Annotated in this window: 26 protein-coding genes and 1 pseudogene; 13 read left to right on the top strand and 14 right to left on the bottom strand. The window is 64.8% G+C overall.

What is annotated here, in order from left to right; all coding sequences use genetic code 11:
* Nucleotides 1–12 precede the first annotated feature (12 nt).
* From Q0O05_RS03410 to Q0O05_RS03400, 3 genes are read right to left on the bottom strand one after another with little or no spacing between them, the layout of a single operon-like run.
* Nucleotides 13–966: an NAD(P)-dependent oxidoreductase gene (locus Q0O05_RS03410; RefSeq protein WP_293660488.1), complete on the bottom strand. Its 954-nt coding sequence runs from the start codon at nt 964–966 to the stop codon at nt 13–15.
* A 26-nt stretch (nt 967–992) separates the two neighbouring features.
* A complete protein-coding gene (locus Q0O05_RS03405; RefSeq protein ID WP_293660487.1) occupies nt 993–2,129 on the bottom strand; it encodes a PilT/PilU family type 4a pilus ATPase in 1,137 nt (378 codons plus the stop codon).
* A 20-nt stretch (nt 2,130–2,149) separates the two neighbouring features.
* The gene (locus tag Q0O05_RS03400; RefSeq protein WP_293660486.1) at nt 2,150–3,193 is read right to left on the bottom strand and encodes a type IV pilus twitching motility protein PilT; all 1,044 of its coding nucleotides are present in this window, start codon (nt 3,191–3,193) and stop codon (nt 2,150–2,152) included.
* Between the two features lie 48 nt (nt 3,194–3,241).
* Here Q0O05_RS03400 and Q0O05_RS03395 point away from each other — a divergent pair, with 48 nt between their 5' ends.
* On the top strand, nt 3,242–3,952 hold the full coding sequence (locus Q0O05_RS03395) for a YggS family pyridoxal phosphate-dependent enzyme (RefSeq protein ID WP_293660485.1): 711 nt from the start codon (nt 3,242–3,244) through the stop codon (nt 3,950–3,952).
* Here Q0O05_RS03395 and Q0O05_RS03390 read toward each other — a convergent pair.
* The 4 genes from Q0O05_RS03390 to Q0O05_RS03375 form a co-directional block, all read right to left on the bottom strand.
* Nucleotides 3,921–6,125: an EAL domain-containing protein gene (locus Q0O05_RS03390; RefSeq protein WP_293660484.1), complete on the bottom strand. Its 2,205-nt coding sequence runs from the start codon at nt 6,123–6,125 to the stop codon at nt 3,921–3,923. The genes Q0O05_RS03395 and Q0O05_RS03390 overlap by 32 nt on opposite strands.
* Nucleotides 6,126–6,252: 127 nt before the next feature.
* Nucleotides 6,253–7,530 carry a formate-dependent phosphoribosylglycinamide formyltransferase gene (gene purT, locus Q0O05_RS03385; RefSeq protein WP_293660483.1) on the bottom strand — a complete coding sequence of 426 codons (1,278 nt, stop codon included), beginning with the start codon at nt 7,528–7,530 and terminating at the stop codon, nt 6,253–6,255.
* Nucleotides 7,531–7,536: 6 nt separating this feature from the next.
* Nucleotides 7,537–9,039, bottom strand: a complete 1,503-nt coding sequence (locus Q0O05_RS03380; RefSeq protein ID WP_293660482.1) for an FAD-linked oxidase C-terminal domain-containing protein — start codon at nt 9,037–9,039, stop codon at nt 7,537–7,539.
* Nucleotides 9,040–9,154: 115 nt separating this feature from the next.
* Nucleotides 9,155–10,027, bottom strand: coding sequence for a LysR substrate-binding domain-containing protein (locus Q0O05_RS03375; RefSeq protein ID WP_293660481.1), 873 nt, complete (start codon nt 10,025–10,027; stop codon nt 9,155–9,157).
* A gap of 83 nt (nt 10,028–10,110) precedes the next feature.
* Between Q0O05_RS03375 and asd the strand changes: the two genes are divergently transcribed.
* A complete protein-coding gene (gene asd, locus Q0O05_RS03370; protein ID WP_293660480.1) occupies nt 10,111–10,956 on the top strand; it encodes an archaetidylserine decarboxylase in 846 nt (281 codons plus the stop codon).
* A gap of 27 nt (nt 10,957–10,983) precedes the next feature.
* Here asd and purU read toward each other — a convergent pair whose 3' ends face one another.
* The 3 genes from purU to Q0O05_RS03355 form a co-directional block, all read right to left on the bottom strand.
* Nucleotides 10,984–11,832, bottom strand: a complete 849-nt coding sequence (purU, locus tag Q0O05_RS03365; protein WP_293660479.1) for a formyltetrahydrofolate deformylase — start codon at nt 11,830–11,832, stop codon at nt 10,984–10,986.
* Between the two features lie 83 nt (nt 11,833–11,915).
* Nucleotides 11,916–12,218: a DUF3567 domain-containing protein gene (locus tag Q0O05_RS03360; protein ID WP_293660478.1), complete on the bottom strand. Its 303-nt coding sequence runs from the start codon at nt 12,216–12,218 to the stop codon at nt 11,916–11,918.
* 131 nt (nt 12,219–12,349) lie between these two features.
* The gene (locus Q0O05_RS03355; protein ID WP_293660477.1) at nt 12,350–13,564 is read right to left on the bottom strand and encodes a DUF3108 domain-containing protein; all 1,215 of its coding nucleotides are present in this window, start codon (nt 13,562–13,564) and stop codon (nt 12,350–12,352) included.
* A 55-nt stretch (nt 13,565–13,619) separates the two neighbouring features.
* Between Q0O05_RS03355 and Q0O05_RS03350 the strand changes: the two genes are divergently transcribed.
* The 7 genes and pseudogenes from Q0O05_RS03350 to Q0O05_RS03320 all read left to right on the top strand — a co-directional run bounded on the left by Q0O05_RS03350 (nt 13,620) and on the right by Q0O05_RS03320 (nt 18,815).
* Entirely contained in the window at nt 13,620–14,615 is a 996-nt protein-coding gene (locus Q0O05_RS03350) for a fumarylacetoacetate hydrolase family protein (RefSeq protein WP_293660476.1), read from the top strand.
* 27 nt (nt 14,616–14,642) lie between these two features.
* Nucleotides 14,643–15,020, top strand: a complete 378-nt coding sequence (locus Q0O05_RS03345; RefSeq protein WP_293660475.1) for a DUF2946 family protein — start codon at nt 14,643–14,645, stop codon at nt 15,018–15,020.
* 180 nt (nt 15,021–15,200) lie between these two features.
* A complete protein-coding gene (locus Q0O05_RS03340) occupies nt 15,201–15,746 on the top strand; it encodes a YcnI family protein (RefSeq protein ID WP_293660474.1) in 546 nt (181 codons plus the stop codon).
* Between the two features lie 17 nt (nt 15,747–15,763).
* A pseudogene (locus Q0O05_RS03335) lies at nt 15,764–16,225 on the top strand (copper chaperone PCu(A)C); the annotation flags it as partial.
* 9 nt (nt 16,226–16,234) lie between these two features.
* Nucleotides 16,235–16,693 carry a copper uptake system-associated protein gene (locus Q0O05_RS03330; protein WP_293660505.1) on the top strand — a complete coding sequence of 153 codons (459 nt, stop codon included), beginning with the start codon at nt 16,235–16,237 and terminating at the stop codon, nt 16,691–16,693.
* 119 nt (nt 16,694–16,812) lie between these two features.
* Complete coding sequence (locus tag Q0O05_RS03325; protein ID WP_293660473.1) at nt 16,813–17,511, top strand: PhaM family polyhydroxyalkanoate granule multifunctional regulatory protein; 699 nt, start codon at nt 16,813–16,815, stop codon at nt 17,509–17,511.
* Between the two features lie 38 nt (nt 17,512–17,549).
* Nucleotides 17,550–18,815 (top strand): FIST N-terminal domain-containing protein, encoded by a 1,266-nt coding sequence (locus Q0O05_RS03320; RefSeq protein ID WP_293660472.1) that lies wholly within the window; start codon nt 17,550–17,552, stop codon nt 18,813–18,815.
* Nucleotides 18,816–18,839: 24 nt separating this feature from the next.
* Here Q0O05_RS03320 and tgt read toward each other — a convergent pair whose 3' ends face one another.
* Nucleotides 18,840–20,069 (bottom strand): tRNA guanosine(34) transglycosylase Tgt, encoded by a 1,230-nt coding sequence (gene tgt, locus Q0O05_RS03315; RefSeq protein WP_293660471.1) that lies wholly within the window; start codon nt 20,067–20,069, stop codon nt 18,840–18,842.
* 87 nt (nt 20,070–20,156) lie between these two features.
* Between tgt and Q0O05_RS03310 the strand changes: the two genes are divergently transcribed.
* Together Q0O05_RS03310 and Q0O05_RS03305 are read left to right on the top strand one after the other, a co-directional pair.
* On the top strand, nt 20,157–20,393 hold the full coding sequence (locus Q0O05_RS03310; protein ID WP_293660470.1) for an AbrB/MazE/SpoVT family DNA-binding domain-containing protein: 237 nt from the start codon (nt 20,157–20,159) through the stop codon (nt 20,391–20,393).
* Nucleotides 20,390–20,767 (top strand): type II toxin-antitoxin system VapC family toxin, encoded by a 378-nt coding sequence (locus Q0O05_RS03305; RefSeq protein ID WP_293660469.1) that lies wholly within the window; start codon nt 20,390–20,392, stop codon nt 20,765–20,767. Before Q0O05_RS03310 ends, Q0O05_RS03305 begins: the two co-directional genes overlap by 4 nt.
* Here Q0O05_RS03305 and queA read toward each other — a convergent pair.
* From queA to Q0O05_RS03290, 3 genes are all read right to left on the bottom strand, one after another.
* Entirely contained in the window at nt 20,697–21,872 is a 1,176-nt protein-coding gene (gene queA / locus Q0O05_RS03300) for a tRNA preQ1(34) S-adenosylmethionine ribosyltransferase-isomerase QueA (protein ID WP_293660468.1), read from the bottom strand. The genes Q0O05_RS03305 and queA overlap by 71 nt on opposite strands.
* Nucleotides 21,873–21,978: 106 nt before the next feature.
* The gene (locus Q0O05_RS03295) at nt 21,979–22,593 is read right to left on the bottom strand and encodes a hypothetical protein (protein ID WP_293660467.1); all 615 of its coding nucleotides are present in this window, start codon (nt 22,591–22,593) and stop codon (nt 21,979–21,981) included.
* Nucleotides 22,594–22,632: 39 nt separating this feature from the next.
* The gene (locus Q0O05_RS03290) at nt 22,633–23,808 is read right to left on the bottom strand and encodes an ATP-binding protein (protein WP_293660466.1); all 1,176 of its coding nucleotides are present in this window, start codon (nt 23,806–23,808) and stop codon (nt 22,633–22,635) included.
* 74 nt (nt 23,809–23,882) lie between these two features.
* On the opposite strand from Q0O05_RS03290, the gene recG reads away from it, so the two are divergent.
* Both recG and Q0O05_RS03280 read left to right on the top strand, forming a co-directional pair.
* Nucleotides 23,883–26,003: an ATP-dependent DNA helicase RecG gene (recG, locus tag Q0O05_RS03285; RefSeq protein WP_293660465.1), complete on the top strand. Its 2,121-nt coding sequence runs from the start codon at nt 23,883–23,885 to the stop codon at nt 26,001–26,003.
* 37 nt (nt 26,004–26,040) lie between these two features.
* Nucleotides 26,041–26,253: hypothetical protein (locus tag Q0O05_RS03280; RefSeq protein ID WP_293660464.1), on the top strand; the 213-nt coding region annotated here is incomplete at its 3' end.

Below are 26,253 nucleotides of genomic sequence, written 5' to 3'. Positions count from 1 at the left end.
ATCTAGAGCGCCTTACTTCAGGCGCTTGATCAGGCTGCTGGTATCCCAGCGGTTGCCGCCCATGAGCTGCACATCGCCATAGAACTGGTCTACCAGCGCGGTCATGGGCAGGCGCGCGCCGTTGCGCTTGGCTTCATCGAGCACCAGGCCCAAGTCCTTGCGCATCCAGTCCACCGCAAAGCCGAAGTCGAACTTGTCGGCCACCATGGTTTTGCCGCGGTTGTCCATCTGCCAGCTTTGCGCGGCGCCTTTGCCGATCACATCGAGCACCTGGTTCATGTCCAGCCCGGCGCGCTGCCCGAAAGCCACCGCCTCGGAGAGGCCTTGCACGATGCCGGCAATGCAAATCTGGTTGACCATCTTGGCCAGCTGGCCCGCGCCGCTCTCACCCAGCAGGGTGAAGGCACGCGAAAACGCCATGGCCACCGGCTTGACCGACTCAAAGGCCTGCGCATCGCCGCCGCACATGACGGTGAGCAGCCCGTTCTGGGCGCCGGCCTGACCGCCGGAGACGGGGGCATCAATGAACTGCAGGCCGCGGCCCTTGGCCACTGCGCTGAGTTCGCGGGCCACGTCGGCCGAGGCGGTGGTGTGGTCTACAAAAATGGCGCCGGCTTTCATGCCCGCAAACGCGCCGTCAGTGCCGCGGCTGCCGCCGCCGAGATCGGCACCCAGCGTCACGCTGAGCAGGTCGGCATCGTTGCCGACGCAACAAAACACAATGTCCGCGCCCTGCACCGCTTCGCGCGGTGTCGGGGCATGAGAATGAGCGCCCAATTGGCTGCTAGCCCCCGCAAACTCTGCGCACCATGCTTCAGATTTGCTAGCAGTGCGGTTGTAGACGCGAACCTGCTGGCCGGCGCGTGCCAGGTGTCCCGCCATGGGGTAGCCCATGACACCCAGGCCCAAAAAGGCGACCGAGTAAGTGGGGGAGGCTTCGTAAGTTTTGTCGTTGATGTTGGGCATGGTGGATTCTATGAAGAGGGGTTCCGTTACATGATCGCAAAGTTTTCGGTGCCGGCGGACAGGTCTCTGGACTTGCCGCGCTGGCTGTTGAGCTTAATCTGAAGCCGCAAATCATTCACAGAGTCGGCATTTCTCAGAGCGTCTTCGTAGGTAATCGCGTTGCCCTCGTACAGGTCGAACAGGGCCTGGTCAAAGGTTTGCATGCCGGCCTGCCGGCTTTTTTTCATGATTTCTTTGATTTCGGTGACCTCGCCCTTGAAGATCAGGTCGGAGATCAGCGGCGTGTTGAGCATGACTTCGACCGCTGCCACACGGCCCTTGCCGCCTTGCTTGGGGATGAGCCGCTGCGACACCATCGCGCGCAGGTTCAGCGACACGTCCATCAGCAGCTGGCTGCGCCGGTCTTCGGGGAAGAAGTTGACGATGCGGTCCAGCGCCTGATTGGCATTGTTGGCGTGCAGGGTGGCCAGGCACAGGTGGCCGGTTTCCGAGAAGGCGATGGCGTGCTCCATGGTCTCGCGGTCGCGGATCTCGCCCATCAAAATCACGTCCGGAGCCTGGCGCAGGGAGTTCTTGAGGGCGATTTCCCAGTTGTCAGTGTCCAGCCCCACCTCGCGTTGGGTCACCACACAGTTTTTGTGGGCGTGCACGAATTCCACCGGGTCTTCGATGGTGATGATGTGGCCAAACGAGTTTTCATTGCGCCAGTCGACCATCGCCGCCAGCGTGGTCGACTTGCCCGAGCCGGTGGCGCCCACCAGAATGCACAGCCCGCGCTTGGACAGCGCCACCTCCTTAAGCACCTGCGGCACGCCCAGCCCGTCAATCGTGGGCAACACCTGCGCAATCACCCGCAGCACCATGCCGACCTTGCCCTGCTGGATGAATGCATTCACCCGGAAGCGCCCTATGCCCGCCGGCGCGATAGCGAAATTGCATTCCTTGGTGCGCTCGAACTCGGCAATCTGCTTGTCGCTCATCACCGAGCGGGCCAGCGCCATGGTGTGTGCCGCATTGAGCGGCTGGGGCGAGACCTTGGTGAGCTTGCCGTCGACCTTGATGGCCGGAGGAAACTCCGAGGTGATGAACAAGTCGCTGCCGTTGCGGCTGACCATCAGCTTGAGCAGGTCGTTGATGAATTTTGTCGCCTGGTCGCGTTCCATGAGAACACCTCCTTGTCTGTCTAGCCGGGAAAGTTCTCGGGGATCTTGGCTTTGCTGCGCGCCTCGGCCGAGCTGATGACGTTGCGGCGCACCAGGTCGGTCAGGTTCTGGTCCAGGGTTTGCATGCCCACGCTGTTGCCGGTCTGGATTGCCGAATACATCTGCGCCACCTTGCCCTCGCGGATGAGGTTCCGGATTGCGCTGGTGCCGATCATGATTTCATGCGCTGCAACGCGGCCCTGGCCGTCTTTGGTCTTGCACAGCGTCTGCGAAATCACCGCCTGCAGCGACTCCGACAGCATGGCGCGCACCATCTCTTTTTCTTCGGACGGAAACACGTCGATGATCCGGTCAATCGTCTTGGCCGCGCTGCTGGTGTGCAGGGTGCCGAACACCAGGTGGCCGGTTTCGGCCGCCGTCATGGCCAGACGAATGGTTTCCAGATCGCGCATTTCGCCCACCAGAATCGCGTCGGGGTCTTCCCGCAGCGCCGACTTGAGCGCCGAGGCAAAGCTCAGGGTGTGCGGCCCCACCTCGCGCTGGTTGATGAGGCATTTTTTGGATTCATGCACAAACTCAATCGGGTCTTCCACGGTGAGGATGTGGCCGAACTCCGACTCGTTGAGAAAGTTCACCATCGCCGCCAGCGTAGTCGACTTGCCCGATCCGGTCGGGCCGGTTACCAGCACCAGGCCGCGCGGGCGCAGCGCGAGGTCGGAAAAAATACGCGGCGCGTTGAGCTGCTCGAGCGTGAGGATTTTGCTGGGAATGGTGCGGAACACCGCGCCCGCGCCGCGGCTGTGGTTGAAGGCGTTGACCCGGAAACGCGACAGCCCGTCAATCTCGAAGGAGAAGTCAATCTCCAGAAACTCCTCGAACATCTTGCGCTGCGTGTCGCTCATGATGTCGTACACCATGCTGTGCACCTGCTTGTGATCTAGCGGCTCGACGTTGATGCGCCGCACATCGCCATGCACCCGGATCATCGGTGGCAGCCCAGCCGAGAGGTGCAGGTCGGATGCCTTGTTTTTGACACTGAACGCGAGCAGCTGGGTGATGTCCACGGAATCCTCTCTTGGCTGGGTGCTGTTGTTTGGTACGCTCGCTTGATTATGACGACGATTGACGACACGCTGCATGCCGTGCGCGCCCGCATTGCCCGGGCCTGCGAACGGGCCGGCCGGCCTGTTGACAGCGTGCAGCTGCTGGCGGTATCCAAGACCTTCGGGCCGCAAGCAGTGCAAGCCGCATATGCCGGCGGGCAGCGCGCCTTTGGCGAAAACTACATCCAGGAAGCGGTCGACAAAATCACTGCGCTGGCAGACCTGCCGCTCGAGTGGCACTGCATAGGCCCCATCCAGAGCAACAAGACCAAGCTGGTGGCCGAGCACTTTCAGTGGGTACACACAGTGGACCGCCTCAAAATCGCGCAACGCCTGAGCGAGCAGCGCCCCGCCCATCTGCCCCCGCTGCAGGTGTGTATTCAGGTCAATGTGGACGGCGGGCCCACCAAGTCGGGCGTTGCCCCGCAGGAGGCTGCCGCGCTGGCACAAGCGGTGCAGCAGCTGCCCGGGCTGCGCCTGCGCGGGCTGATGTGCATCCCCGAGCCTGCTCCTGATTTTGAAGCAGCTCTCGCAGTATTCACGGGGGCTAAAGCCCTTTTTGATGCCTTAGTGGCGCAGGGCTTTGCGCTCGACACGCTCTCGATGGGCATGAGCGCCGACCTGGACGCCGCCATTGCCGGCGGCAGCACCATGGTGCGCGTGGGCAGCGCGATTTTCGGGGCGCGGCCTAAACCGCCGGACTCAGAGTCTCTGCCATAAATTCGGGCACGTACGGCCGCCCATCCAGAATCTGGCGCAGCGCGTGGCGCATGGTGACAAGGCCGGCGGACTTGGGGCAGTAGCCGTTGGCGCCGGCCTTTAAAGCGGCGTGGTAGTCGGCCGGGTCCTCGGAGCCTGACACCACCAGCACAGGCAGCGTGGGCATCATCAGCCGCATCTCTCGAATCGTCGCAATGCCGCCCATGGTGTGCATATCCAGATCGGTGACTACGGCCTTGATGCGGGGGTGCGCCTCCAGCATTTCCAGGCCTTGGGCTCCGTCGCCGGCTTCCAGCACCTCGACGCCCTCCTGCAGCAGGCGCAGGGCCGCCAGCATGCCCTGGCGAATGATGGGGTGGTCGTCGATTACCAGAATCTGCATACCCCGCAACATGCTGGTGGGCATCCAGCGTTGGGGCAGGTCGGGTGTTTGCAGCAGGGCCTCGATCTCTCGGGCCGGTGCCGGGCGCGAGAAATAAAAGCCCTGCGCGTAATCGCAGCCCGCCTCTTGCAGCATTTCCAGCTGCTCCGCGGTTTCCACGCCCTCGGCCATCACCTTCAGGCCCATCGCATGGGCCATCACCACCATGGCCTTGCACAAAATGTACTGGGTACTGTGGCGCGTGAGGCCCTGCACAAAGGACTGGTCGATTTTGATGAAGTCGATGTCGAGCTTTTGCAGATACGCCAGCGACGAGTAGCCGGTGCCGAAGTCGTCCAGCGCCACCTGCACGCCGGCGTCCCGCCACTCAAGCAGCTGGCCGGTGACCGAGGCGTCGGTCTTGAGCAGCAGCCCTTCGGTAATTTCGACCACCAGGCTCACCCCCGGCAGCCCTTGCGCGCGCAGCCGCTCGGTCCAGGTGCCCTGGGCCTGCCGGCGCCGGCGGAATTGCACCGGCGAGCTGTTGATGCTGATCTGAAAATTCGGGTGCAGCGTGCGGCGCCATTGCGGCAGCAGGGCCAGCACCTCCTCAAACACCCAGTCGCCCATGTCCACAATCAGGTCGCTGGCCTCGGCAATCGGAATGAAGTCCCCCGGATTGATCAGGCCGCGCTCGGGGTGCCGCCAGCGCAGCAGGGCCTCAGCCTTGTGCACGCTGCCGTCGCTCAGGTCCACGATCGGCTGGTAGTGCAGCTCAAACTGCTGCTTTTCCAGCGCCTGATGCAGGCCCTGGGTGATGCGGGCGCGCTCCAGGTTCGCCTCCTGCAAGGCCGGCGTGAAAAAGCTGAAGCGGTTGCGGCCCATCGCCTTGGCCTCGTACATGGCCTGGTCAGCGCTCTTGTACAGCACCTCCGCGTCGGTGCCGTCGTCGGGATGCAAGGCCACACCGATACTCGCCGACACAAACACCCGCTCCCCCTGCATCTCAAAGGGCCGGGCCATGGTTTCGAGCAGCTTGTGGAGCACCGGCTCCAGCGTGGCGGCGTCGTCCAGCGCGGTAATCAAGAGGGTGAATTCGTCGCCGCCCATGCGGGCCACCGTGTCGTGCTCGCGCACGCAGGCGCGCAGTCGCTTGGCTGCTTCGACGAGCAGCACGTCGCCGGCATCGTGGCCCATCGTGTCGTTCACCTCTTTAAAGTGGTCCAGGTCCATCAGCAGCAGCGCCATCTTGCGGCCGTCGCGCCGGTTGCGGCTGATTTCCTGCTCCAGCCGGTCGCGCAGCATGCGGCGGTTGGGCAGGTTGGTCAGCGGGTCAAAAAAGGCCTGCTGGCGCACCAGGGCCTCGGCCTCCTTGCGCTCGTGGATGTCGATGTGTGTGCCGATCATGCGCAGCGGCTGGCCGCTTGGGTCGCGGCGCACCACCATGCCGCTGCTCAAGATCCATTTCCAGCTGCCGTCCTTGCAGCGCATGCGCAGCTCGCACGAATAGGACTCTGTCTTGCCGTCTGTGCAGTCCTCCAGTGCCCGGGTGACCAGCGTGGTGTCTTCGGGGTGGACCCGCTCGGCAAAACTCTGGTTCAGGGATTCGATTTCACCGAAGGCATAGCCCAGCATTTCCTGCCAGCCCGGGGAGTGGATTTCTTCGCCGGTCTGAAGGTTCCAGTCCCACGCACCCGCGCCCGAGGCCTCAAGCGCGAGCTTCCAGAGCTTGGGGTTGCCTTCGTCAAATTGAAGCGGCTCGCCGCCGGCAAGGGCCGACGTGTCTACGGGACGTGGGGTGGGGGATTGCACGCGGGTGCCTTGTGTCTGAACTTGACACTTAATGTACGGGAAGACCATGTACGAAACCTTGCACTGTCCCGCATATTTCCCCGCGCACAGTCACTCAGGCTGTGAGGCCATGCGCTCAGCCGTCTGGTTAGGCCAGGCGTGGGCGGACCTTGGACGCGGCCAGCTTGGCGCGGCTGCGGGCGGTGTCGGTGTCATCCGCGCGAGCCAGCGCCACGCCCATGCGGCGTTTGGCAAAGCTCTCGGGCTTGCCGAACAGGCGCAGGTCGGTGTCCGGCACGGACAGCGCTTCGGCCACCCCGTCAAACACCAAGCCCTCTCCTTCCACGCCGCCATAAATCACCGCGCTGGCGCCGGCGTTGCGCAGGCGGGTGTCCACCGGCAGGCCCAGGATGGCGCGGGCATGCAGCTCAAACTCGCTCTGGTGCTGGGTGCACAGGGTCACCAGCCCGGTGTCATGCGGGCGGGGGCTCACTTCGCTAAACCACACCTGCTCGCCCTTCACAAACAGCTCCACCCCGAACAGTCCCAGGCCCGCAGGTTGGCCGTCCGAGCCTTGGCCGAGGTTGTCGGTCACGGCCTTGGACACCTCGCGCGCCCGCTCGAGCGCGGCGGGGTGCATGGCGATGGGCTGCCAGCTCTCCACATAGTCGCCGCTCACCTGCACATGGCCAATGGGGTCGCAAAAGCTGGTGACGATGTGGCCATCAGCGCCGAGCGAGCGCACGGTCAGCTGGGTGATTTCGTAGTCAAAGTCAATGAAGCCTTCCACGATGACGCGGCCGTGGCTCACCCGCCCGCCCGCCATGGCGTAGTCCCAGGCCTTTTGCACATCCGCCGGCCCGTCAATCTTGCTCTGGCCTTTGCCTGAGCTGCTCATCACCGGCTTGACGATGCAGGGGTAGCCGATGCCGGCGCGCGGCTGGCCGTTCCCACCGGTGCCGTCGATGGCGGCTTGTAGTTCTTCGAGGGAGTCGCAAAAGTAATAAGGGCTGGTGGGCAGGCCCAGCGTTTCGGCGGCCAAACGGCGAATGCCCTCGCGGTCCATGGTGAGCCGCGCCGCGCGCGCCGTGGGTAATACCCGCACCACACCAGCAGCCTCCAGCTCTTCAAGCATCGGGGTGGCAATCGCCTCAATTTCGGGCACCACCAGCAGGGGGCGCTCGGCCTCAATCAGCGCCTTGAGCTGGGACGGGTCGCTCATAGTGATGGTGCGCGCGTGGTGCGCCACCTGCTGCCCGGGCGCGTTGTCATAGCGGTCCACCGCCACGGTCTCCACCCCCAGCCGCTGCAGCGCCATCAGCACCTCCTTGCCCAGCTCGCCGCTGCCCAGCAGCATGACTTTGGTGGCGTTGGCAGACAGCGGTGTGCCGAGCGAGGCGCCAAGGGCGGGGGTGGTGCGGGTCATGGTGGTTTAAAACCTCGGCAGGTCGGGGTGCTTGAGTTTGCCGCCGCGCACCAGTTCCTTGCCGTATTCGGCGCAGCGCTGCAGGGTGGGGATCACCTTGCCGGGGTTGAGCAGGCCCAGCGGGTCGAAGGCGGCCTTCAGGGCGAACATCTGCGCGTTTTCCTGGGGGCTGAATTGCACGCACATGCTGTTGAGCTTTTCCACGCCCACGCCGTGCTCGCCGGTCACCGTGCCGCCCATGGCGACGCTGGTTTCCAGAATGTCCGCACCAAACAGCTCGCAGCGGCGCAGCTGGTCGGGGTCGTTCGCGTCAAACAAGATAAGCGGGTGCAGATTGCCGTCGCCGGCGTGGAACACATTGGCGCAGCGCAGCTGGTATTTCTTTTCCATCTCGGCAATGGCCAGCAGGATGTCGGCCAGGCGCGCGCGCGGAATGGTGCTGTCCATGCACATGTAGTCGGGGCTGATGCGGCCGCTGGCCGGAAAGGCGTTTTTGCGCCCGCTCCAGAAGCGCAGGCGCTCGGCCTCGCTGTTGCTCACCGCAATGCCGGTGGCGCCGGCGGCGCGCAGCACCTCACTCATGCGGCCGATTTCTTCCTCGACCTCTTCGGGCGTGCCGTCGCTCTCGCACAGCAAAATCGCCTCGGCGCTGAGGTCATAGCCGGCGTGCACAAAGTCTTCCACCGCGGCCGTCATGGGCTTGTCCATCATCTCCAGCCCGGCGGGAATGATGCCGGCGGCAATGACCGAGGCCACCGCGTCGCCGGCTTTGCGCAGGTCGTCAAAGCTGGCCATGATGCAGCGCGCCAGCTGCGGCTTGGGCACCAGCTTCACGGTGACTTCCAAAGTCACTGCCAGCATGCCTTCGCTGCCCACCACCACGCTCATCAGGTCGTAGCCGGGGGTGTCGAGTGCATCGCTGCCGAACTCGATGGGCTCGCCGTCCACGCCAAAACCGCGCACTTTGAGCACGTTGTGCAGCGTCAGCCCGTATTTCAGGCAGTGCACTCCGCCGGAGTTTTCAGCCACATTGCCGCCGATGGTGCAGGCAATCTGGCTGCTGGGGTCGGGCGCGTAATACAGGCCGTAGGGCGCCGCCGCCTCGCTGATGGCCAGGTTGCGCACACCGCACTGCACTACCGCCGTGCGGCTGCGCGGGTCGATGCGCAGGATGCGGTTGAACTTGGCCAGCGACAGGGTCACGCCCAGCGCGTGGGGCATGGCGCCGCCGGAGAGGCCGGTTCCCGCGCCGCGCGCCACCACCGGTACCTGCAGGCGGTGGCAGACCTTGAGCACCGCAGCCACCTGGGCTTCGGTTTCCGGCAGTGCGACCAGCAGGGGGCGCTGGCGGTAGGCGGTCAGGCCGTCGCACTCATAGGGGGTGGTGTCTTCGCTTTGGTAGAGCAGCGCATGACGTGGCAAATGTGCCTCCAGCGCAGGCAGGAGCTGCGCGAGCAGCTCTCTTTTTTGTAGCGATTCCTGGGTGGAGTGGGGTAGGGGAGCGTTCATGGGGAAAGGGTTCCGTAGGGTGCGGTGCAGCGGGGCAACAGGCCAGCGGTTCACTCTAAGAGAAAGCGACAGCTCTGAGCGTGAAGAAACTTGCAACCCCGCGTGAAAAAGGGCCTCAGTGCAATGCCTTTTTGAGCCACTCGGCGAAAGCGGCGACTTCCCAGCGGTCCATGGCGCCGGTGCGCCAGCACAGGTAATGCGCATGGGGGCTGGGCGCATTGTGGGGAAAGAGCCGTACCAGCGAGCCGTTTTCCAGCCAGGGCGCGCCCAGCTTGAGCCGGATCAGTCCGACCCCCATGCCGGCCGCCGCGGCGTCGCACATCAGGCCGATATCGTTGAACTGCGAGCCGTCGACCGGCTCGGGCCAGTCCAGCCCGTTGGCGGCAAACCAGGTGCGCCAGGGCTCCAGCGGGCTGCGCAGCAGGGGCATGGTTTGCAGCTGATGCGAGGTGTCAAACGGCCCGTGCTCGCGCAAAAAGCTGGGCGAGGCCATAGGCGTCACCTCGTCTTTGGCAAGGCACACGTGCTCCAGGTCGGCATAGCGGCCCGGCCCGAAGCGCACGGTAAGGTCGGCGTCTTCGGCCACCACATCGAGCAGCGGAATCGAGACCTGCAGCGTGAGATCGATCTCGGGGTAGGCCTCGGTGAACTGGCGCAGCCGCGGGATGAGGATGGAGCGCGAGAACGTGGGCGTGACCGCCAGCCGCAGCTTGCGCTTGCCCGGCGCGGCGCTGGCGCTGGGAAATTTCTGCAAGATGGCCAGGCCTTCACGCACATGGGCCAAGTACTCGCTGCCCTCGGTGGTCAGCGAAAAATCGGCCCTCCCGAACAGCTTGGTGCCGATGATTTCCTCCAGCTGGCGCACCCGGTGGCTGACCGCACTCGGCGTCACAAACAGCTCTTCGGCCGCCAGCGTGACCGAGCGCAACCGCGCCAGGGCCTCAAAAGTCAGCAGACACTGGATGGGAGGAATGCGGGATGTGCTCATGCAGCGATGATGCCACCACTGCCGCCCCTCGCACCGTCGGGCCGCCCGTAGAATGGCGCTCTTTTTCTCAAGGGAATAGCCCTGTGTCTGACGCCCTCGCGGTCTTGCCGCAGTACCTTATTCCCAAGAAGGCCCTCACCCGTTTCGGCGGCTGGGTGGCCGGCGCCCGCGGCGGGCGCATCACCACCGCGCTGATCCGCTGGTTTATCGGGAAATACCAGGTCAACATGGACGAGGCCGCCCAGAGCGACCCGGCGGCCTTTGATACCTTCAACGCATTTTTCACCCGCGCCCTGCGGGACGGCGCCCGCCCCCTGTCAGAGGCTGCGCTGGTCTGCCCGGTGGACGGGGCCATCAGCCAACTGGGCGCCATCGACCGGGGCCATATTTTTCAGGCCAAGGGCCACCACTACAGCTGCACCGCGCTGGTGGGCGGCGATGCAGCACTGGCCGCGCAGTTTGACGAAGGCAGCTTTGCCACCATTTACTTGAGCCCGCGCGACTACCACCGCATCCACATGCCCTGCGCTGGCGAGCTACGCCGCATGATTTACGTGCCCGGCGACCTGTTCTCTGTCAACCCCGCCACAGCGCGTGGCGTGCCCGGCCTGTTTGCCCGCAACGAGCGGGTGGTGTGCGTGTTTGACTCGGCCTATGGTGAGTTTGTGCTCACGCTGGTGGGCGCCACGGTGGTGGGCAGCATGGCCACGGTGTGGCACGGGGTCGTGAACCCGCCGCGCCGCCCGCAACTTACCGAATGGCGCTACGAGCCCGGGCAGGTGAGCCTGCAGCAGGGGCAGGAAATGGGCCGGTTTTTGCTGGGCTCCACGGTGGTGCTGCTGTTTCGCAAAGGTGCGCCGCAGTTCAATCCGGACTGGCAGGCAACCCGGCCGGTGCGCCTGGGCGAGGCCATGTCGGCCGCCGGCTGAGCCCCCGCGGCCGCGGCCGCATCGCCATTAGCGGAATATGACGGTCTTGTGGCCGTTGAGCAGCACGCGGTGCTCGCTGTGCCACTTGACGGCGCGGGCCAGCACCTGGCTCTCGGTGTCGCGGCCCAGGGTGGTCAGGTCTTCCACCGTGCGGCTGTGGTCGACCCGGGCCACGTCCTGCTCGATGATGGGGCCCTCGTCGAGGTCGGCCGTCACGTAGTGGGCGGTTGCGCCAATCAGCTTCACGCCGCGGTCGTGCGCCTGGTAGTAAGGCTTGGCGCCCTTGAAGCTGGGCAGAAAGCTGTGGTGGATATTGATGGCGCGGCCGTTGAGCTGGCGGCACATGTCGTCACTCAGGATTTGCATGTAGCGCGCCAGCACCACCAGCTCGGCACCCTCTGTCTCAATGATTTCGAGTTGCCGCGCCTCAGCCTGCGACTTGCCGCCGGCGGTGACCGGAATGTGGTGAAACGGCACGTTGTAGCTGGCCGCCAGTTGATAGAACTCGCGGTGGTTGGAGACGATGGCCCTGATGTCCAGCGCCAGCAGCCCGCTCTTCCAGCGGAACAGCAAGTCATTCAGGCAGTGGCCTTCTTTGCTGACCATGAGCACGGTGCGCATCGGCTGGGCCTGGGTGTGCAGGCTCCACTGCAGCTGCAGGGGTTGGGCGAAGGCCTCAAGTTGGGCCTTGAGTTGCTCGTGGGTCAGGCGGTCGCAGCTGAACTGCACCCGCATGAAAAACAGGCCGGTGTCGTGGTCGTTGTACTGGGCGGCTTCTTCGATGTTGCCATCGCGCTCGAGCAAAAAGCCCGACACCGCGTGCACAAGCCCCAACCGGTCGGGGCAGGAGAAGGTAAGAATGAAAGTCTGGCTCATGGCGGGATTGTCGCAGTTCCACCAGTGCCGCCAGCCATGACCGCGGGTGTCCGCGCCCGCCCGCGAGTGCCCTGACAGCGCGCTTAGTGAATCTGAACCGGGGTTTGCGCGAGCTCGGCGTACTGCTCGAGGGTGTCTTCGACTTCTTCCTGGGTGGGGGTTTTTTCCTGCCAGGCTTCAATGTGCAGCTGGAAGAGTTCGGCCCAGGAGCCGTCCAGGTAGACCTCTTTGTTGGAACGCTTGTCCACAATCTCAAAGCCGTAGCGGGCCAGGATCGGCACGCCCTGGGGGTGGCGCTCGGTTATCTCCGGCGACTGGTCCTCGGCATCGCTGTTGGCCAGCATGTGGGTGACAGAGAAAGACTCGGATTCATAGAGCGTGTTCATAGGTGGTGTCCGTTCGGTGAACCGTAGATAGATGCCAACTGCAACGCTTCAAGAGTAGCAGCAAAAGCTTCGCCCTTATTCCGCGATGCGGATTGTTGGCCACGCTGGCTGTTTAGCTTGCCTCCGGTGTCTCAGGGGCGGCTGTTGCCGGTCCACAGCATGTCCAGCACATTGCCGTTGGGTTCGCTCAGCCGGATGTGCACGGGCAGATAGGCCATCTGGGGCGCCAGCCAGATTTCGGCCCGCGTGCTGAAGGGGCCGGCGGGCTCGCGGGTGAGTCTGATGGCTTGCAGGCTACCGCCGGGCACGGTAATGCGCTCTTCGGCAGCTACGGTGAAGGTCCAGTTTTCGGCCTGCCTTGCGCTCACAGACTGGAACGACACGGTATCCCCCGCGCCCAGCCGCCGGGGTTCGCCCGCCCACATGCTCGCGAGTTGGAGGAACACGCTGAGCTGGTCCTGCGCGCCGGGCATCAAGGCTGCCGGCGTGCTGTTGCTGCTGAAGATGACGCGCCCCTCCTCCCGCACAAAGTGCGAGGCCAGCTCGGCACGGCGAAAGCCCTTGTCGCCAAAGCGCAATGGCGCCAGCCCGGCGCTGGTGAGCGCGCCCTTGCTGGTCCATTCCCGCAAGTGGATGAGGAACTTGGTGATCAGCAGACTGGCCCGGTAGTTCTGGCCGTCGTGTTGCCAGCTGATCGTGGCGCTCACCGTGTTGTCCTGCTGGTCGATGCGCCCGAGCACGTCGTAGTTCAGCACGACGGGCGGCGGAAAGGCAAACCGCGTCGGACGGTCGGTATCGCTGTTGCCGGTACCGGCGAGAGCGGGCTGCGCGTCTTGCGGCGCCGACTGGCTCAAGGCGGGTGTTTCGCCGGCAACGGGCGGTGTTGCGGGGAGCGGTTTTGCCGGGGGAAGCGCGCCGGCAGATTCGAGGGCCGGGCTGGGCTGTAGCGGCTGTGGCGCTTCTGGCGGGGAGCCGGCAGCCGGCGCCTGCGGGGCTTGGTCTGCGGCGGGCAGTGCGGGCTGCATTGTTGAAGGGGCCGGCTCGGTGGCAGGCTGGGCGGCTGGTGCCGAGCGCGCCGGAGCTGATCCCTGTGCTGGCGCTGACGCAGGGGAGGGCGGCGCAGGCGGGGCGAGGGTGAGTGCGATCGGCGCGCTGTCCGCGGGAGGACCGTCGTTTGCAGGGCTCCATTGCAGCCCGAACGCCAGTCCGCCGAGCAGCCACAGATGCAGGCCAGCTACTGCCGCCCACACCACGGCTGCGGCCCGCAGCTTCGGGCTTCTCAGCAGGGCCCGGACTTTGGAGGCAAAGGCGCGGGGCAGCGTGGTGCCGGTGTGGGGGGGTGGCATAGGGTATGCAACGCAAAAGTCCAGTGTACGGCAGACATCCAGCGAAAATACGTCCATGAAACTTGCCACCTACCAGGACGGCTCCCGCGACGGGCAGATGGTCGTCGTCTCGCGGGACCTGACCCAGGCCCACTACGCCACCGATGTTGCCAACCGCCTGCAGCAGGTGCTGGACGACTGGAATTACCTCTCGCCCGCGCTGCAAGACCTCTACACCCAGCTCAACCAGGGCCGCGCCCGCCACGCGTTTGCGTTTGACCCGGCGCAGTGCATGGCCCCTCTGCCCCGTGCCTGCCGCCTGTTGGAGGGCGGCGCCTACCTGCATCATGACGAACTGGCCTACCGTGCCCGCGCTGAGGCGCTGCCCGAAAGCCGCCGCGCTGCGCCCGATTTGAGCGAGGTCGCCTGCGACGATCTGTCCGGGCCCCGGCAAGTTATTCACTGCGTCGACCCCGCCTGGGGCCCCGACTTCTCGGCCCAGCTGGCGGTCATTGCCGCAGACGTACCGGCAGCCTGCGCGCCCGACCGTGCGCTGGATGCGGTGCGCCTGCTGGCGCTGGTCAACGCGGTCACCCTGCAGCAGCCGCCCGCTGAGTCGCACGCAGGCCCGGTGCAAATCCGGCTTGCCACCGCGCTGGCGCCGGTGGTGGTCACACCCGATGCGCTGGGCGATGCCTGGCTGCGCGGGCGGCTGCACTTGCCGGTGCAGTGCAGCTGGAACGGCCGCAAAGTGGGCCTGTGCGAGGCGGGCGCCGATATGCACTTTCATTTCGGCCAGCTCATCGCCCATGCCGCCGCCACCCGGCGCCTGCGGGCCGGCACGCTGCTGGCCAGCGGCACAGTCTGCAACGAGGGCGTAGCCCGCAAAAGCGGGACCGACTGGCCGCACGGTTACAGCTGCATTGCCGACAAACGCGCCATGGAAACCCTGCAAGACGGCCAGCCCGCCACCGGCTACCTGCAGGTGGGAGACACCATCCGTATCGAGGTGAAGGGCCGTGATGGTGTGAGCGTTTTCGGCGCCATCGAGCAGACCGTGGTCGCCTCCTAAAACGCAGACTGGCTCATAATCCGCGCCATGTCCTGCCTGCAAACTCTGCGCGAAGCACGCACCATCGTCCGTTGGATGCTGGTGTGGTTTGCGCTGTCCATCGGTGTGGCCGTGGCCGCGCCGGTGGTGCATCCGCAGGCCATGACGCTGATCTGCACCACTGCGGGCAGCGTCAAATGGGTGGCTGCCGGCAGCACCAACAGCGCAGGCATCGCACCCGCCGGCACCCAGACGCACGGTCTGGACTGCGTCTTGTGCCTCCCATCCGGCGCCTTGCCCGTGCAGCCGCTGCCGGCATGTGCGCACTTGTCACCCGCGGCGGTTATGCCGTCCGCCCACGCCGTTGCGCTGCCTACCGGGCTGCTCGGGCCCGCCTCGGCACGCGGGCCACCCAGCCTGCACTAGGCCCCGCGGCAGCCTGCGCTGCTGACACGGGCCCATCCGTACCACCGATCTCGCTGTACACCGGCGACGCGGGCCATCCCGGCTCGCGTGGCCTGTTGGTCTGCTATCGGCTTGCGCCTGCAACGCCGCGGCCAGACGCCTCCCCGTTATTTTTGTTGTTCTCTTTTCTTTGAGGTATTCATGAACCGTTTTGCTATTCAATTCGTAGCTGCTTGCGCAGTATCCATGGGCGTTGGCAGTGCTTTTGCGCATGTAACCCTGCAAGACCAGGCGGCGGCGGCCGGCGCGTCGTACCGCGGCGTTTTGCGGGTGGGGCACGGCTGCGCGGGTGCGGCTACCAACGCCATCACCGTCACCATTCCCCAAGGCTTCAACGGCGCGCAGCCCCTGGTCAAGCCGGGTTGGGCGCTGAGCACCAAGGTGGGCAAGCTCGACCAAGCCTATGAAATGCACGGCACCAAGTACACCGAAGGCGTGTTGGAAATCACCTGGACCGCCAAAACGGCCGATGACACATTACCCGACGCCTATGCCGATGAATTCGTCTTCCGCGGCACCACCCCGAAAAAGCCCGGCACGATGTGGTTCAAAGTGGTGCAGGGCTGTGTGAAGGGCGCAAATAGCTGGACGGAAATACCCGCCGCCGGGCAGAACGCCCACAGCCTGAAGTACCCCGCCGCGCGTCTGGATGTGCTGGACGTGCAGGCCGCCGGTCATTCCCATTAATCGTGAAGGACCCTCATATGACATCGACTCGTCGTACCGCTGCAGCTTTGGCGGCGCTTGGTTTTTCTGTCCTGTCTGCGGGCGTGTCGGCCCAGACGGTGGACGTTCAAGGCGCCTGGGCGCGCGCCACCGTGCAGGGCCAAAAGGCCACCGGCGCCTTCATGACGCTGACGGCACAATCCGCGGGCCGGCTGGTCGCGGTGAGCTCGCCGGTGGCTGGCGTTGCGGAAGTGCATGAAATGAAGATGAATGGCGACGTCATGCAAATGCGCGCCCTCAGCAATGGTCTGGAGCTGCCCGCCGGCAAGGCGGTCGAACTCAAGCCCGGCGGCTACCACGTCATGCTGATGGACCTGAAGCTGCCCCTGCAAAAAGACACTACCGTCCCGCTCACCCTCGTGTTCAAAGACGCGAAGGGAGTGGAGACTAAAAAAGAGCTCAAGGTACCGGTGTCGCAGACAGCACCTGCTGGTGCGGCTGCAGGCGGAATGCATGGTGATCACGGTGCGAAGGGACATGGCACTGCGTCTGCTCCTAAAGGCTCGGACTCCGAGCAGATCGCTGCCGTTATGAAAAAGCAATTTGATCGGCCGGACGCGCCTTTGAGTGTGGCGCCAGTTACGGTGCTGGGTAACTATGCCGTGGCTGGATGGATCCAGGGGGGCAAGGGTGGCCGTGCATTGATGCAAAAGGACACCAATGGTTGGTTCATCTCGGTTTGCGCCGGTGATGGCCTGAAAGATGCCAAAGTCCTGCAAACCACCGGCATGCCGTTAGACCACGCTGCGAAGCTGGCTGCCGCGGTAAATGCCGCTGAAGCCAAGTTGAGCAAAGAACAGTTGGCCTTGTTCGCCAGTTTTGAAGGTATGTTGAAGGTAGGGCCGGCAGGTCACGGCGCAGCTGGAGGCCATGGAGCTTCCACAGGCCACGGCGCGCACAAGCACTGAGCGCGCTGCCCTGAACGGGCCTGGCCCTCGCAGGCCCTTACCCCCGGCCCGAGCCCTGGCGCTTTCAGGCTTGGGGTAAGCTGTACGCGGGGCTTCTAGTGCAGGCCTGAGGAGCGAACATGAGCGACACCAATTCCACCGGCTTCGGCAAGTTTGTGCCGGGATTTGACTTCCTTCAAAACCTGGCCAAAGGCTCGGGTGCCGGCATTCCGCAAATGCCCAACCTCGGCGCCTGGGTGGCGCCCAGCTTCAGCGTGGAAGACCTGGACAAACGCATCGAAGAGCTCAAGAACGTGCTCTTCTGGCTGGAGCAAAACTCCCGCGCGCTCTCGGCCACCATTCAGGCCCTCGAGGTGCAGAAGCTCACCCTGGCAACGCTCAAGGGCATGAACTTCAACATCGCCGAGATGGCCAATTCGCTGCGACCCAAACCAGCTGCCAAGCCCGCCGAACCGGAGCCCGAGCCCGAGCCTGAAGAAGCACCCGGTGCTGGCCCTGATGATGCGGATGGAAAGGCAGCCGATGAGGCCGCGCCCCCCAAGCCGATGATTGACCCGCTGCAACTGTGGGGCTCGCTCACCCAGCAGTTTCAGACCATTGCGGCCAGCGCCTTGAAAGAGGCTACCGCTGCCGCAGCCAAGGCCTCAGCGAAAGCACCCTCCAAGGCAGCTTCCAAGGCGTCCACCAAACCCACTGCTAAAGCACCTCCCAAGGCCCCTGCCAAGAAAGCCGCCGCTAAAAAGCCCGCTGCCAAAAGGGCCCCCGCCAAGCGCGCCGCACCAGCCAAAGCCGCTGCCCGTAAACCGGCCGGCCGCTGATTGCGAGTAGCTGTCGCAATGAAGTACTAAAGGACTGAATGCGCCTCTTCCCCTATGCGCACGCGACCCATCCGCAGTGGCCCATGGCGGCCGCGCTGGTGCTGGCGCAGCTGCGCGCGCAAATGGCGCTGGCCCAGTACGCGGCCCAGCCCAGCCTTGCGCTGCTCTACATCACCGACCACTACGCCCCCCACGCGCAGGACATCCTGGAGCACCTCGGCGGCGAGCTGCCACTGGTGACCGACTGGGCCGGCACGGTGGGCGTGGGCATTGCCAGCAACAATGTCGAATACTTTGACGAGCCGGCGCTGGCGGTGATGTTGCTGGAACTGCCGTCGCACCAGTACCGCGTGTTCTCCGGCATCTCTCCGCTGGGGCTGGGCTTTGAGGCGCACACCGCCCTGGTACATGCCGACGGGCAAACCTTCGACCTGCCCGAACTCATCTGCGAGATGGCAGACCGCACCCAGTCCGGTTATTTGTTCGGCGGCTTGAGCAGCAGCCGGTGGCAAAGCGTTCAGTTTGCGGTGGCAGCCGATGGCAACCTCAGCGGCCACGGCTCGGCCAGCGGCGTGCTGTCCGGGGGGCTGAGCGGCGTGGCCTTTGCCGAGGGCGTGGCGCTCATCTCGCGCGTCACCCAGGGGTGCAGCCCTGTCTCGAAGACTCACACGATTACCGAGGCTGACCACAACCTGGTGCTCTCGCTCGATGGTGAGCCCGCGCTCGATGCGATGCTTCAGTCGCTGGGCCTGTCCATGGACAGGCCGCAGGAGGCGCTGGAGACCGTGCGCGCCACCCTGGTTGCTTTAGCCGAACCGCCGGCCGATGCCGACTCGCCCGCCATGGTGCGCAACACCGGCAACCTGGGTAACGAGGTCACGGTGCGCCACATCATCGGGCTCGACCCCAACCGGCGCGGCGTGGCAGTGGCGCAGCCGGTGCAAGCCGGCGGGCAGCTTGCCTTTTGCCGGCGCAGCCGGGAGGCCGCTCGCGCCGATCTGACACGCATTTGTGCCGAAATTCGCGAAGAGCTCGAGCCGCTGGAAATCAGCTTGGAGGTGGCCAGCGCGTTGCATGCTGACGAGGCCGCCGCCGCGCCCCATCCCGCGCGCCGCATTGCCGGTGCGGTGTATGTGAGCTGCTCCGGTCGCGGCGGGCCGCACTTTGGCGGGCCGAGTGCGGAGATGCAGATCGTGCGCCGCGCTTTGGGCGATGTGCCGCTGGTCGGATTTTTTGCCGGCGGAGAAATTGCCGCCGGCCAGGTCTACGGCTACACCGGCGTGCTCACCGTCTTCACGGCCTAGCGCTCCGTCGGGCCGCCCTCAGTCTCAGACCCCGCGCGCCCGGTCGGCGTGAAACTGCTTCACAAAGGCGCCAAAGCGGCCCGCGTCTAGCGCATCGCGCACTTCTTGCATCAGGTTGAGGTAGTAGTGCAGGTTATGCACGCTGGCCAGCATGGGGCCCAACATTTCGCCGCAACGGTCCAGGTGGTGCAGGTAGGCGCGACTGAAGCCTTCGCGCCCGCCGTTGACCCAACTTACGCCGCCGCCCGGCGGGCTGGCCGGGTCGCCCGCGCAGGCGTAGCAGGTACAGGTTTCGTCCAAGGGCTTTTCGTCGCTCTTGTGGCGCGCGTTGCGAATTTTCAGGTCGCCAAAGCGGCTGAACAGGGTGCCGTTACGCGCGTTGCGGGTGGGCATCACGCAGTCAAACATGTCGATGCCGTTTTGCACGCCGGCAATCAGGTCCTCAGGAGTGCCCACGCCCATCAGGTAATGCGGTTTGTGTTTGGGCAGCTTGGGGCCGATGTGCTTTAACACCCGCATCATGTCGTCCTTAGGCTCGCCAACGCTCAAGCCCCCCACCGCAATGCCGGGGAAGTCCAGCGCCTCGAGACCTGCCAGCGACTCGTCGCGCAGATGCTCAAACATGCCGCCCTGCACGATGCCAAACAGGGCGTTGGGGTTGTTCAGCCGCGCAAACTCCGCCTGGCAGCGCTTGGCCCAGCGCAGGCTCAGCTCCATGGAGCTGCGTGCTTCGCGCTCGGTGGTGATCTGGCCCTTGGTTTTGGGCTCCACCGACAGATAAGGCGTGCATTCGTCGAACTGCATCACGATGTCGGAGTTCAGCGTTGTCTGAATCTGCATGCTGATCTCGGGCGTCAAAAACAGCTTGTCGCCGTTGACGGGGCTGGCGAATTTCACGCCTTCCTCGCTGATCTTGCGCATCTCGCCCAGGCTCCAGACCTGAAAGCCGCCCGAGTCGGTGAGGATGGGCTTGCCCCACTTTTCGAACTGGTGCAGCCCGCCAAACTTTTGCACCACGTCCAGCCCGGGCCGCATCCACAGGTGGAAGGTGTTGCCCAGAATGATTTGCGCCTTCATGTCGTGCAGGCTGCGCGGCATCACTCCCTTGACCGTGCCGTAGGTGCCCACCGGCATAAAGATGGGCGTCTCGACCACGCCATGGTTCAGCGTCAGCCGCCCGCGCCGCGCATGGCTGCCGAGGTAGCTGCCATCGGCAGAGGCGGGGTCGTGGTGGAGGAGGGCGAATGTCAGCATGGTTTGATTTTACGTGCCTCAGACTTACGCAGATTTTTGCTTGGATTTACAATTCGCCTTACTTCTGAAAAAGTAAAGGATTAAAAAATGTCTGACATCTTAGAGGTTGAAGCCATTGTTTCCAGCAAGGGGCAGGTCACTTTGCCTGCTGCCATGCGAGCCCGGCTGGGCATTACGCCGGGCTCGCACATTCATTTTGAGTTGCGTGGCAACGAACTGGTCATCAAACCCGAGCCGCCCATGAGCGCCTACTACGGCATGCTCAAGGACTACGAGCTGGGCGACACCGAGCCCGGGAAAGAGCCGGACCGGGAGTTTGAATGAACGTCGTCGATTCCTCGGGTTGGATTGAGTTTTTCAGGGCCGGGCCGAACGGGCCAGCCTTCAAACCGGTCATCGAGGACCGCCACGCCTTGCTGGTGCCCACGATTGCGTTGTATGAAGTGCACAAAGTGCTAAGCCGCAACCTGCCGGCCGAGCTGGTTACGCGATGCCTGAACGTAATGCGCATGGGCCGCGTGGTCGAACTCACTGACCCGCGCGCCATTGCCGCCGCCGCGCTGGCCGCCCACCACAAACTGGCCATGGCCGATGCGGTGATGTACAGCACCGCGCTGGAGTTTGGCGCTAGCTTCTGGACGCAGGATGTGGACTATCAGGGCTTGCCAGCGGTGCGGTATCACCCGAAACCCGGCTGAGCAGCATCGCATCGCCATAGCTAAAAAAGCGGTAGCCGCCGGCAATCGCGTGGCGGTACAGCGCCATGACATGTGAATAACCACTGAAGGCGCTCACCAGCATCATCAGGCTGCTTTTGGGCAGGTGGAAGTTGGTGACCAGCATGTCGACCAACCTGAATTCAAAGCCCGGGGTGATGAAGATGGTGGTGTCGCCGCTGGCTACGCCGCTCGCCCAGTCATTCCCTTGGAAGGACCGGACCCAGCTCTCCAGCGTGCGCACGCTGGTGGTACCCACCGCTACCACGCGCCCGCCCCGCGCCTTGCAGGCGACAATGGCGGCCTGGGTTTCGGGCGGCACGCGGTACCACTCGCTGTGCATCTGGTGTTCGGCGATGTTCTCGGTCTTGACCGGCTGAAAGGTGCCGGCCCCCACATGCAGGGTCACAAACGCCCGCTCTACGCCCATGGCATCGAGTTGGGCAAACAGCGCCTCGTCAAAGTGCAGCGCGGCGGTGGGCGCGGCCACCGCCCCGGGGTGCTTGGCGAACACGGTTTGGTAGCGCTGCAGGTCTTCGGGGGAGTCGGCGTGGCCGTCTTGTTGGCGCGCGATGTAGGGCGGCAGCGGCACATGCCCGTGGCGCTCCATCAGGGTGTAGGGGTCGTCGCCAGTGTTGTTGCTCAGCACGAAGCGGTAAATCGGGCCCTCTGGGGTGGGCCAGCGGCCCAGCAGCGTGGCGCACAGGCCGTCGTCATGCCCCGGCGCGCAGTGCAGCTGGATGGTGGCGCCCACCTCGGGCTTCTTGCTCACCCGCATGTGTGCCGCCACCTGGTTGCCGCCCAGCACCCGCTCAATCAGCAGTTCGACCTTGCCGCCGGTGGATTTTTCGCCAAACAGGCGCGCGTTAATCACCTTGGTGTCGTTAAACACCAGCAAGTCGCCCGCGCGCAGCAGGCTAGGTAGTTCTTTGAAAATGCGGTCTGCCGGGGCCGTGCCGCTGCCGTCTAACAGGCGCGATGCCGTGCGCTCGGCGGCGGGGTGCTGCGCAATCAGGGCCTCGGGCAATTCAAAGTCAAAATCGCTGAGAGAGTAGGCGCACTGTGCGCCAGGTGCTACAAAAGCCATAGTGCTTGAGGGCCGGACAGGCCCGTTCCAAGGTGAGAGGAGCGCGATTTTCCCACAGGCGGGACGCTCACTTTGGGGCGGCTTGGCGCGTGCCGCCGGTTGCGATTCAGTCCGCCAGCCGCTTGTACTGCACCAGCGCCTCGGAGGTGAGCTGCACGTAGGCGTTGGTGTTGTCGGCCATGTGGCACTGCATCCAGTGCACGCCGGAAATCGGCTCGCTCACCCAGATTTTGTCCTTGCCAAAGCCCGGGCGCAGGGCTGACAACGGGGTGCGGATGGAGATGGCGCTCGACAGGCCCCACAGGTAGGCCGGCGAATCTTCGCCGCCCCAGGGGTAGCCGTTGGCGTCGGCGTAAATGTGGTTGTGGCCGAAGGTGAAGTCCACCAGCTCCAGCGGCGCTTCGTCGTCGGACTCGATCCAGCAGTGGTAGGCGCCGCCAATCGGGCTGTGAAAGGCTTGCTCGTCGGCCATCACGATGATCTGGTCGTTGCCCGCGTCAATCGCCGCCAGCCCCGCCACCGGCCGGTAATTGCGGTTGCAGACGATGCTGGCCACATTGGAGCCAACCACCGCAAACGCATGGCACAGCGAATAAAAGTTGTGGGGGAACCGGTTGCACAAGCTTGCGCGCACGCTGGCCGCAATCGCCTCTTGCATAGGCATCGCCCGCCGCTGGGCCGGGGCCGTGCGGGTCTCTGAGTCGGGAAAAGCCAATTCCATGGCTGGTTATCGGCAAAGTCCCGGCGGACTGAAGGGGCGTTAGTGCGAGGCCTGCAACTCGGCCAACTCCGCACACAAGGCGTGCAGCGACATGGCGCGCACGTTGTGGGCCATGGGGTAGGCCTCCTGGCCGGGGTAGACGAGCAGCTTGCGCTGGGGCTGCAGGTCGGCGCAGGCCTCATGAAAACCGCGCTCCAGCTTTGGCGTGAGGCTGCGCTTGATCTCAATCGCCCACAGCTCGCCGGCGGGCCATTGCAGCAGCAGGTCGATTTCTGCGCCGCCGCTGGAGCGGTAAAAGAATGCCTGCACTGCGCTACCCGCGCTGGCCAGAATCTGCTCAATGCAAAACCCCTCCCAGCTCGCACCCACCACCGGGTGCGAAAGCAGGGTTTCTTTGCTGCCCACGTCCAGCAGGGCGTGCAGCAGGCCGCTGTCGCGCAGATAGATCTTGGGCGTTTTCACCAGCCGCTTTCCGAGGTTGTGGTGCCAAGGCCTGAGCCGGCGCAGCAAGAGCAAATCGGTCAGCAGGTGGATGTAGGCGGTGGCGGTTTTGACGTCGACCCCCAGATTGCGCGCCAGATGTGCCGCGTTCAGCAGGCCGCCTTGCTGGTGCGCCAGCATGGTCCAGAGCAGGCGAAGCGACTGCGCGTCGATGCGCGGGCCGAACTGCGGCACGTCGCGCTCGAGGTAGGTGCGGATGAAGTCCTGGCGCCATTTCAGGCTGCGCGCGCCGCTGGCGGCCTGCAGGCTGTCGGGAAACCCGCCGCGCACCCACACATCGTCGGCACGCCCGGCACCGGCTTCCAGCAAGCTCAGCGGCCCCATCTCCAAAAACGTGATGCGCCCGGCCAGGCTCTCGCCGGACTGCTTGAGCAAGTCCAGCGCCGCCGAGCCGAGCAACAAATACTGGCCGCTGCGCCGCCCGTCGCGGCGGGCCTGGTCAATCAGGCCGCGGAGCACCAAAAAAAGGCCGGGCGCGCGGTGCACCTCGTCGAGGATGACCAGCTTGTCGAGGTGGTCGGCCAGATATAGCTCGGGCTGGCTGAGCTTGGCCCGGTCGCGCTCGGACTCGAGGTCGAGGTACAGGCTGGGCCGCGTCTTGGCAAGCTCGAGCGCCAGCGTCGTCTTACCCACCTGGCGCGGCCCGAGCAGGGCAACGGCGGGCGATGAATCAATAGATTCCAACAAGGGGGCGAGCAGTTGGCGGGAAAACATCTATGCAATTATGGAACTTGACTGGATGATTTGCAAGTTTAAAAAGGCTGCTGGCGCTGCGTCACAATTACCGCATGAACCCCGTGCCCCCCGCCAAGGCCAGCAGCCCGACACCTGCCAAGACTGCCGCGCAAAAAGCCTTGGACAAGCTGGGCCTGCGCCGCGACATTGACCTGGCGCTGCATCTGCCGCTGCGCTACGAGGACGAGACCCGCATCGTCAAGCTGCGCGACGCGCGTGAGGGCGATGTGGTGCAAATCGAAGCCACGGTGACCGACCAGGAGGTGACATTTCGCCCCCGCCGGCAGCTGGTGGTGACGGTGGACGACGGCTCGGACACCTGCACCCTGCGGTTTTTCAGCTTTTATGGCTCGCAGCAAAAGGCGCTCTCCGTGGGCAACACGGTGCGCATTCGTGGCGAGGTGAAGGGCGGCTTTTTGGGCCGCACCATGCTCCACCCCAGCTTCAAGACGGCGGGGGGCGACCTGCCTGCCGCGCTCACGCCGGTGTATCCCACGGTGGCCGGTTTGCCGCAGGCCTATTTGCGCAAGGCGGTGCTCTCAGGCCTGGCGCGGGCTGAGCTGAGCGATACCTTTGCGCCCGGCGACCTCGAGGATTTTTTGGGCCAAATCGGCCGTCAGCCCTTATGGACACTGCGCGAGGCGCTACAGTTTTTGCACCACCCCACGCCCGATGTGTCGATAGACACCCTCCTGGACCACAGCCACCCCGCCTGGCAGCGGCTGAAGGCCGAAGAGCTGCTGGCCCAGCAACTCAGCCAGCTGCAGAGCCGGCGCGAGCGGGCGGCCCTGAACGCGCCGGCGCTCGCGCCGGCAGCCGGCGGCACGTTGCGGGCGCGCTTGCTGGCGGCCTTGCCCTTTGGCCTGACCGGCGCCCAGCAGCGGGTGGGCGAAGAAATTGCCCACGACATGGCACGCCGTATCCCGATGCACCGCCTGCTGCAGGGCGATGTGGGCGCGGGCAAGACGGTGGTGGCCGCGCTGGCCGCTGCCACCTGCATGGACGCCGGATGGCAGTGCGCCCTGATGGCGCCTACCGAAATCCTGGCCGAGCAGCACTTTCGCAAGCTGCTGGGCTGGCTGGAGCCTTTGGGCATCACTACCGCCTGGCTCACCGGCACCCAAAAAGCCAAAGACCGGCGCGCCATGCTGGCCCTGATTGAGAGTGGCGAGGCGCAGCTGGTGGTGGGCACGCACGCCATCATTCAGGACAAGGTGAAGTTCAAGAACCTGGCCCTGGCCATCATCGACGAGCAGCACCGCTTTGGCGTGGCCCAGCGGCTGGCCCTGCGCAACAAGCTGCACCATGAGGACATGGAGCCTCACATGCTGATGATGACGGCCACGCCGATTCCGCGCACCCTGGCCATGAGCTACTACGCCGATCTGGACGTATCCACGCTCGACGAGCTGCCCCCGGGGCGCACGCCCATCGTCACCAAAGTGATTCACGAGGCCCGGCGCGACGAGGTGATTGAGCGCATCCGCGCCCAGATCAGTCAGGGCCGGCAGGTGTATTGGGTCTGCCCCCTGATTGAAGAGAGCGAGGCGCTGGACCTGACCAACGCCACCCAGACCCACGCCGATCTGGCCGAGGCGCTGCAGGGCGCCACCCGCGCCGACGGTCAGCCGGTGCTGATCGGCCTGTTGCATTCGCGCATGCACGTGGACGACAAAAAAGCCGTGATGGGCGCATTCACCGCGGGGCTGATGTCGGTGCTGGTGAGCACCACGGTCATCGAGGTGGGGGTGGACGTGCCGAATGCCTCACTGATGGTGATTGAGCACGCCGAGCGCTTCGGCCTGAGCCAGCTGCACCAGCTGCGCGGGCGGGTGGGGCGCGGCGCTGCGGCGTCGGCCTGCGTGCTGCTGTATTCGACCGGCGAGGCGCCGCGCCTGGGAGAGACCGCCCGCGAGCGGCTGCGGGCCATGGCCGAGACAAACGACGGCTTTGAAATCGCCCGCCGCGACCTCGAGATTCGGGGCCCCGGCGAATTTTTAGGCGCGAGGCAAAGCGGCGAGGCCATGCTGCGCTTTGCCGATCTGGCGACCGACACCGCCTTGTTGGAATGGGCCAAGGCCGAGGCCCCCCTGCTGCTCGACAGCTATCCCCAGCTCGCGGCCAAGCATGTGGCTCGCTGGCTGGGCGGCAAGGCCGAGTACTTGAAGGCCTAGTCACAAGCCGCGCAAGCGCGGCGTTTAATATCACCGCATGGTTGACGAACTGTCCTGGATTTTGTGGAGCATCGGTGCTGCCTTTGCAATAGGGGTGCCGCTGTACCTGTACTCCGAGTGGAAGCGATACCAGCTGAACACCACGGTGGTGCGCATTCCGGCGGGGCGGCGCTTCAAGGCGCACCTCTTTACCGTGGACATGCAGCGCAAGGCCAAGAAAGTCCGCATCCGCTCGCGCGAGGCCCACTTC

Origin of the sequence: Rhodoferax sp. OV413 (genome assembly GCF_945881795.1) — a bacterium.
Classification (GTDB): Bacteria; Pseudomonadota; Gammaproteobacteria; order Burkholderiales; family Burkholderiaceae_C; genus Allorhodoferax.
Note: the sequence above shows the minus strand (reverse complement) of the source record. Positions and strands in the feature narration are given on the sequence as shown.

What these genes read in the sequence shown, in the direction of transcription:
- Q0O05_RS03410 (WP_293660488.1), bottom strand. Translation starts at nt 966, where the DNA reads ATGCCCAACATCAACGACAAAACTTACGAAGCCTCCCCCACTTACTCG.
- Q0O05_RS03405 (WP_293660487.1), bottom strand. Translation starts at nt 2,129, where the DNA reads ATGGAACGCGACCAGGCGACAAAATTCATCAACGACCTGCTCAAGCTG.
- Q0O05_RS03395 (WP_293660485.1), top strand. Translation starts at nt 3,242, where the DNA reads ATGACGACGATTGACGACACGCTGCATGCCGTGCGCGCCCGCATTGCC.
- purT (WP_293660483.1), bottom strand. Translation starts at nt 7,530, where the DNA reads ATGACCCGCACCACCCCCGCCCTTGGCGCCTCGCTCGGCACACCGCTG.
- Q0O05_RS03380 (WP_293660482.1), bottom strand. Translation starts at nt 9,039, where the DNA reads ATGAACGCTCCCCTACCCCACTCCACCCAGGAATCGCTACAAAAAAGA.
- Q0O05_RS03375 (WP_293660481.1), bottom strand. Translation starts at nt 10,027, where the DNA reads ATGAGCACATCCCGCATTCCTCCCATCCAGTGTCTGCTGACTTTTGAG.
- purU (WP_293660479.1), bottom strand. Translation starts at nt 11,832, where the DNA reads ATGAGCCAGACTTTCATTCTTACCTTCTCCTGCCCCGACCGGTTGGGG.
- Q0O05_RS03360 (WP_293660478.1), bottom strand. Translation starts at nt 12,218, where the DNA reads ATGAACACGCTCTATGAATCCGAGTCTTTCTCTGTCACCCACATGCTG.
- Q0O05_RS03355 (WP_293660477.1), bottom strand. Translation starts at nt 13,564, where the DNA reads ATGCCACCCCCCCACACCGGCACCACGCTGCCCCGCGCCTTTGCCTCC.
- Q0O05_RS03350 (WP_293660476.1), top strand. Translation starts at nt 13,620, where the DNA reads ATGAAACTTGCCACCTACCAGGACGGCTCCCGCGACGGGCAGATGGTC.
- Q0O05_RS03345 (WP_293660475.1), top strand. Translation starts at nt 14,643, where the DNA reads ATGTCCTGCCTGCAAACTCTGCGCGAAGCACGCACCATCGTCCGTTGG.
- Q0O05_RS03340 (WP_293660474.1), top strand. Translation starts at nt 15,201, where the DNA reads ATGAACCGTTTTGCTATTCAATTCGTAGCTGCTTGCGCAGTATCCATG.
- Q0O05_RS03330 (WP_293660505.1), top strand. Translation starts at nt 16,235, where the DNA reads ATGCATGGTGATCACGGTGCGAAGGGACATGGCACTGCGTCTGCTCCT.
- Q0O05_RS03325 (WP_293660473.1), top strand. Translation starts at nt 16,813, where the DNA reads ATGAGCGACACCAATTCCACCGGCTTCGGCAAGTTTGTGCCGGGATTT.
- Q0O05_RS03320 (WP_293660472.1), top strand. Translation starts at nt 17,550, where the DNA reads ATGCGCCTCTTCCCCTATGCGCACGCGACCCATCCGCAGTGGCCCATG.
- tgt (WP_293660471.1), bottom strand. Translation starts at nt 20,069, where the DNA reads ATGCTGACATTCGCCCTCCTCCACCACGACCCCGCCTCTGCCGATGGC.
- Q0O05_RS03310 (WP_293660470.1), top strand. Translation starts at nt 20,157, where the DNA reads ATGTCTGACATCTTAGAGGTTGAAGCCATTGTTTCCAGCAAGGGGCAG.
- Q0O05_RS03305 (WP_293660469.1), top strand. Translation starts at nt 20,390, where the DNA reads ATGAACGTCGTCGATTCCTCGGGTTGGATTGAGTTTTTCAGGGCCGGG.
- queA (WP_293660468.1), bottom strand. Translation starts at nt 21,872, where the DNA reads ATGGCTTTTGTAGCACCTGGCGCACAGTGCGCCTACTCTCTCAGCGAT.
- Q0O05_RS03295 (WP_293660467.1), bottom strand. Translation starts at nt 22,593, where the DNA reads ATGGAATTGGCTTTTCCCGACTCAGAGACCCGCACGGCCCCGGCCCAG.
- Q0O05_RS03290 (WP_293660466.1), bottom strand. Translation starts at nt 23,808, where the DNA reads ATGTTTTCCCGCCAACTGCTCGCCCCCTTGTTGGAATCTATTGATTCA.
- recG (WP_293660465.1), top strand. Translation starts at nt 23,883, where the DNA reads ATGAACCCCGTGCCCCCCGCCAAGGCCAGCAGCCCGACACCTGCCAAG.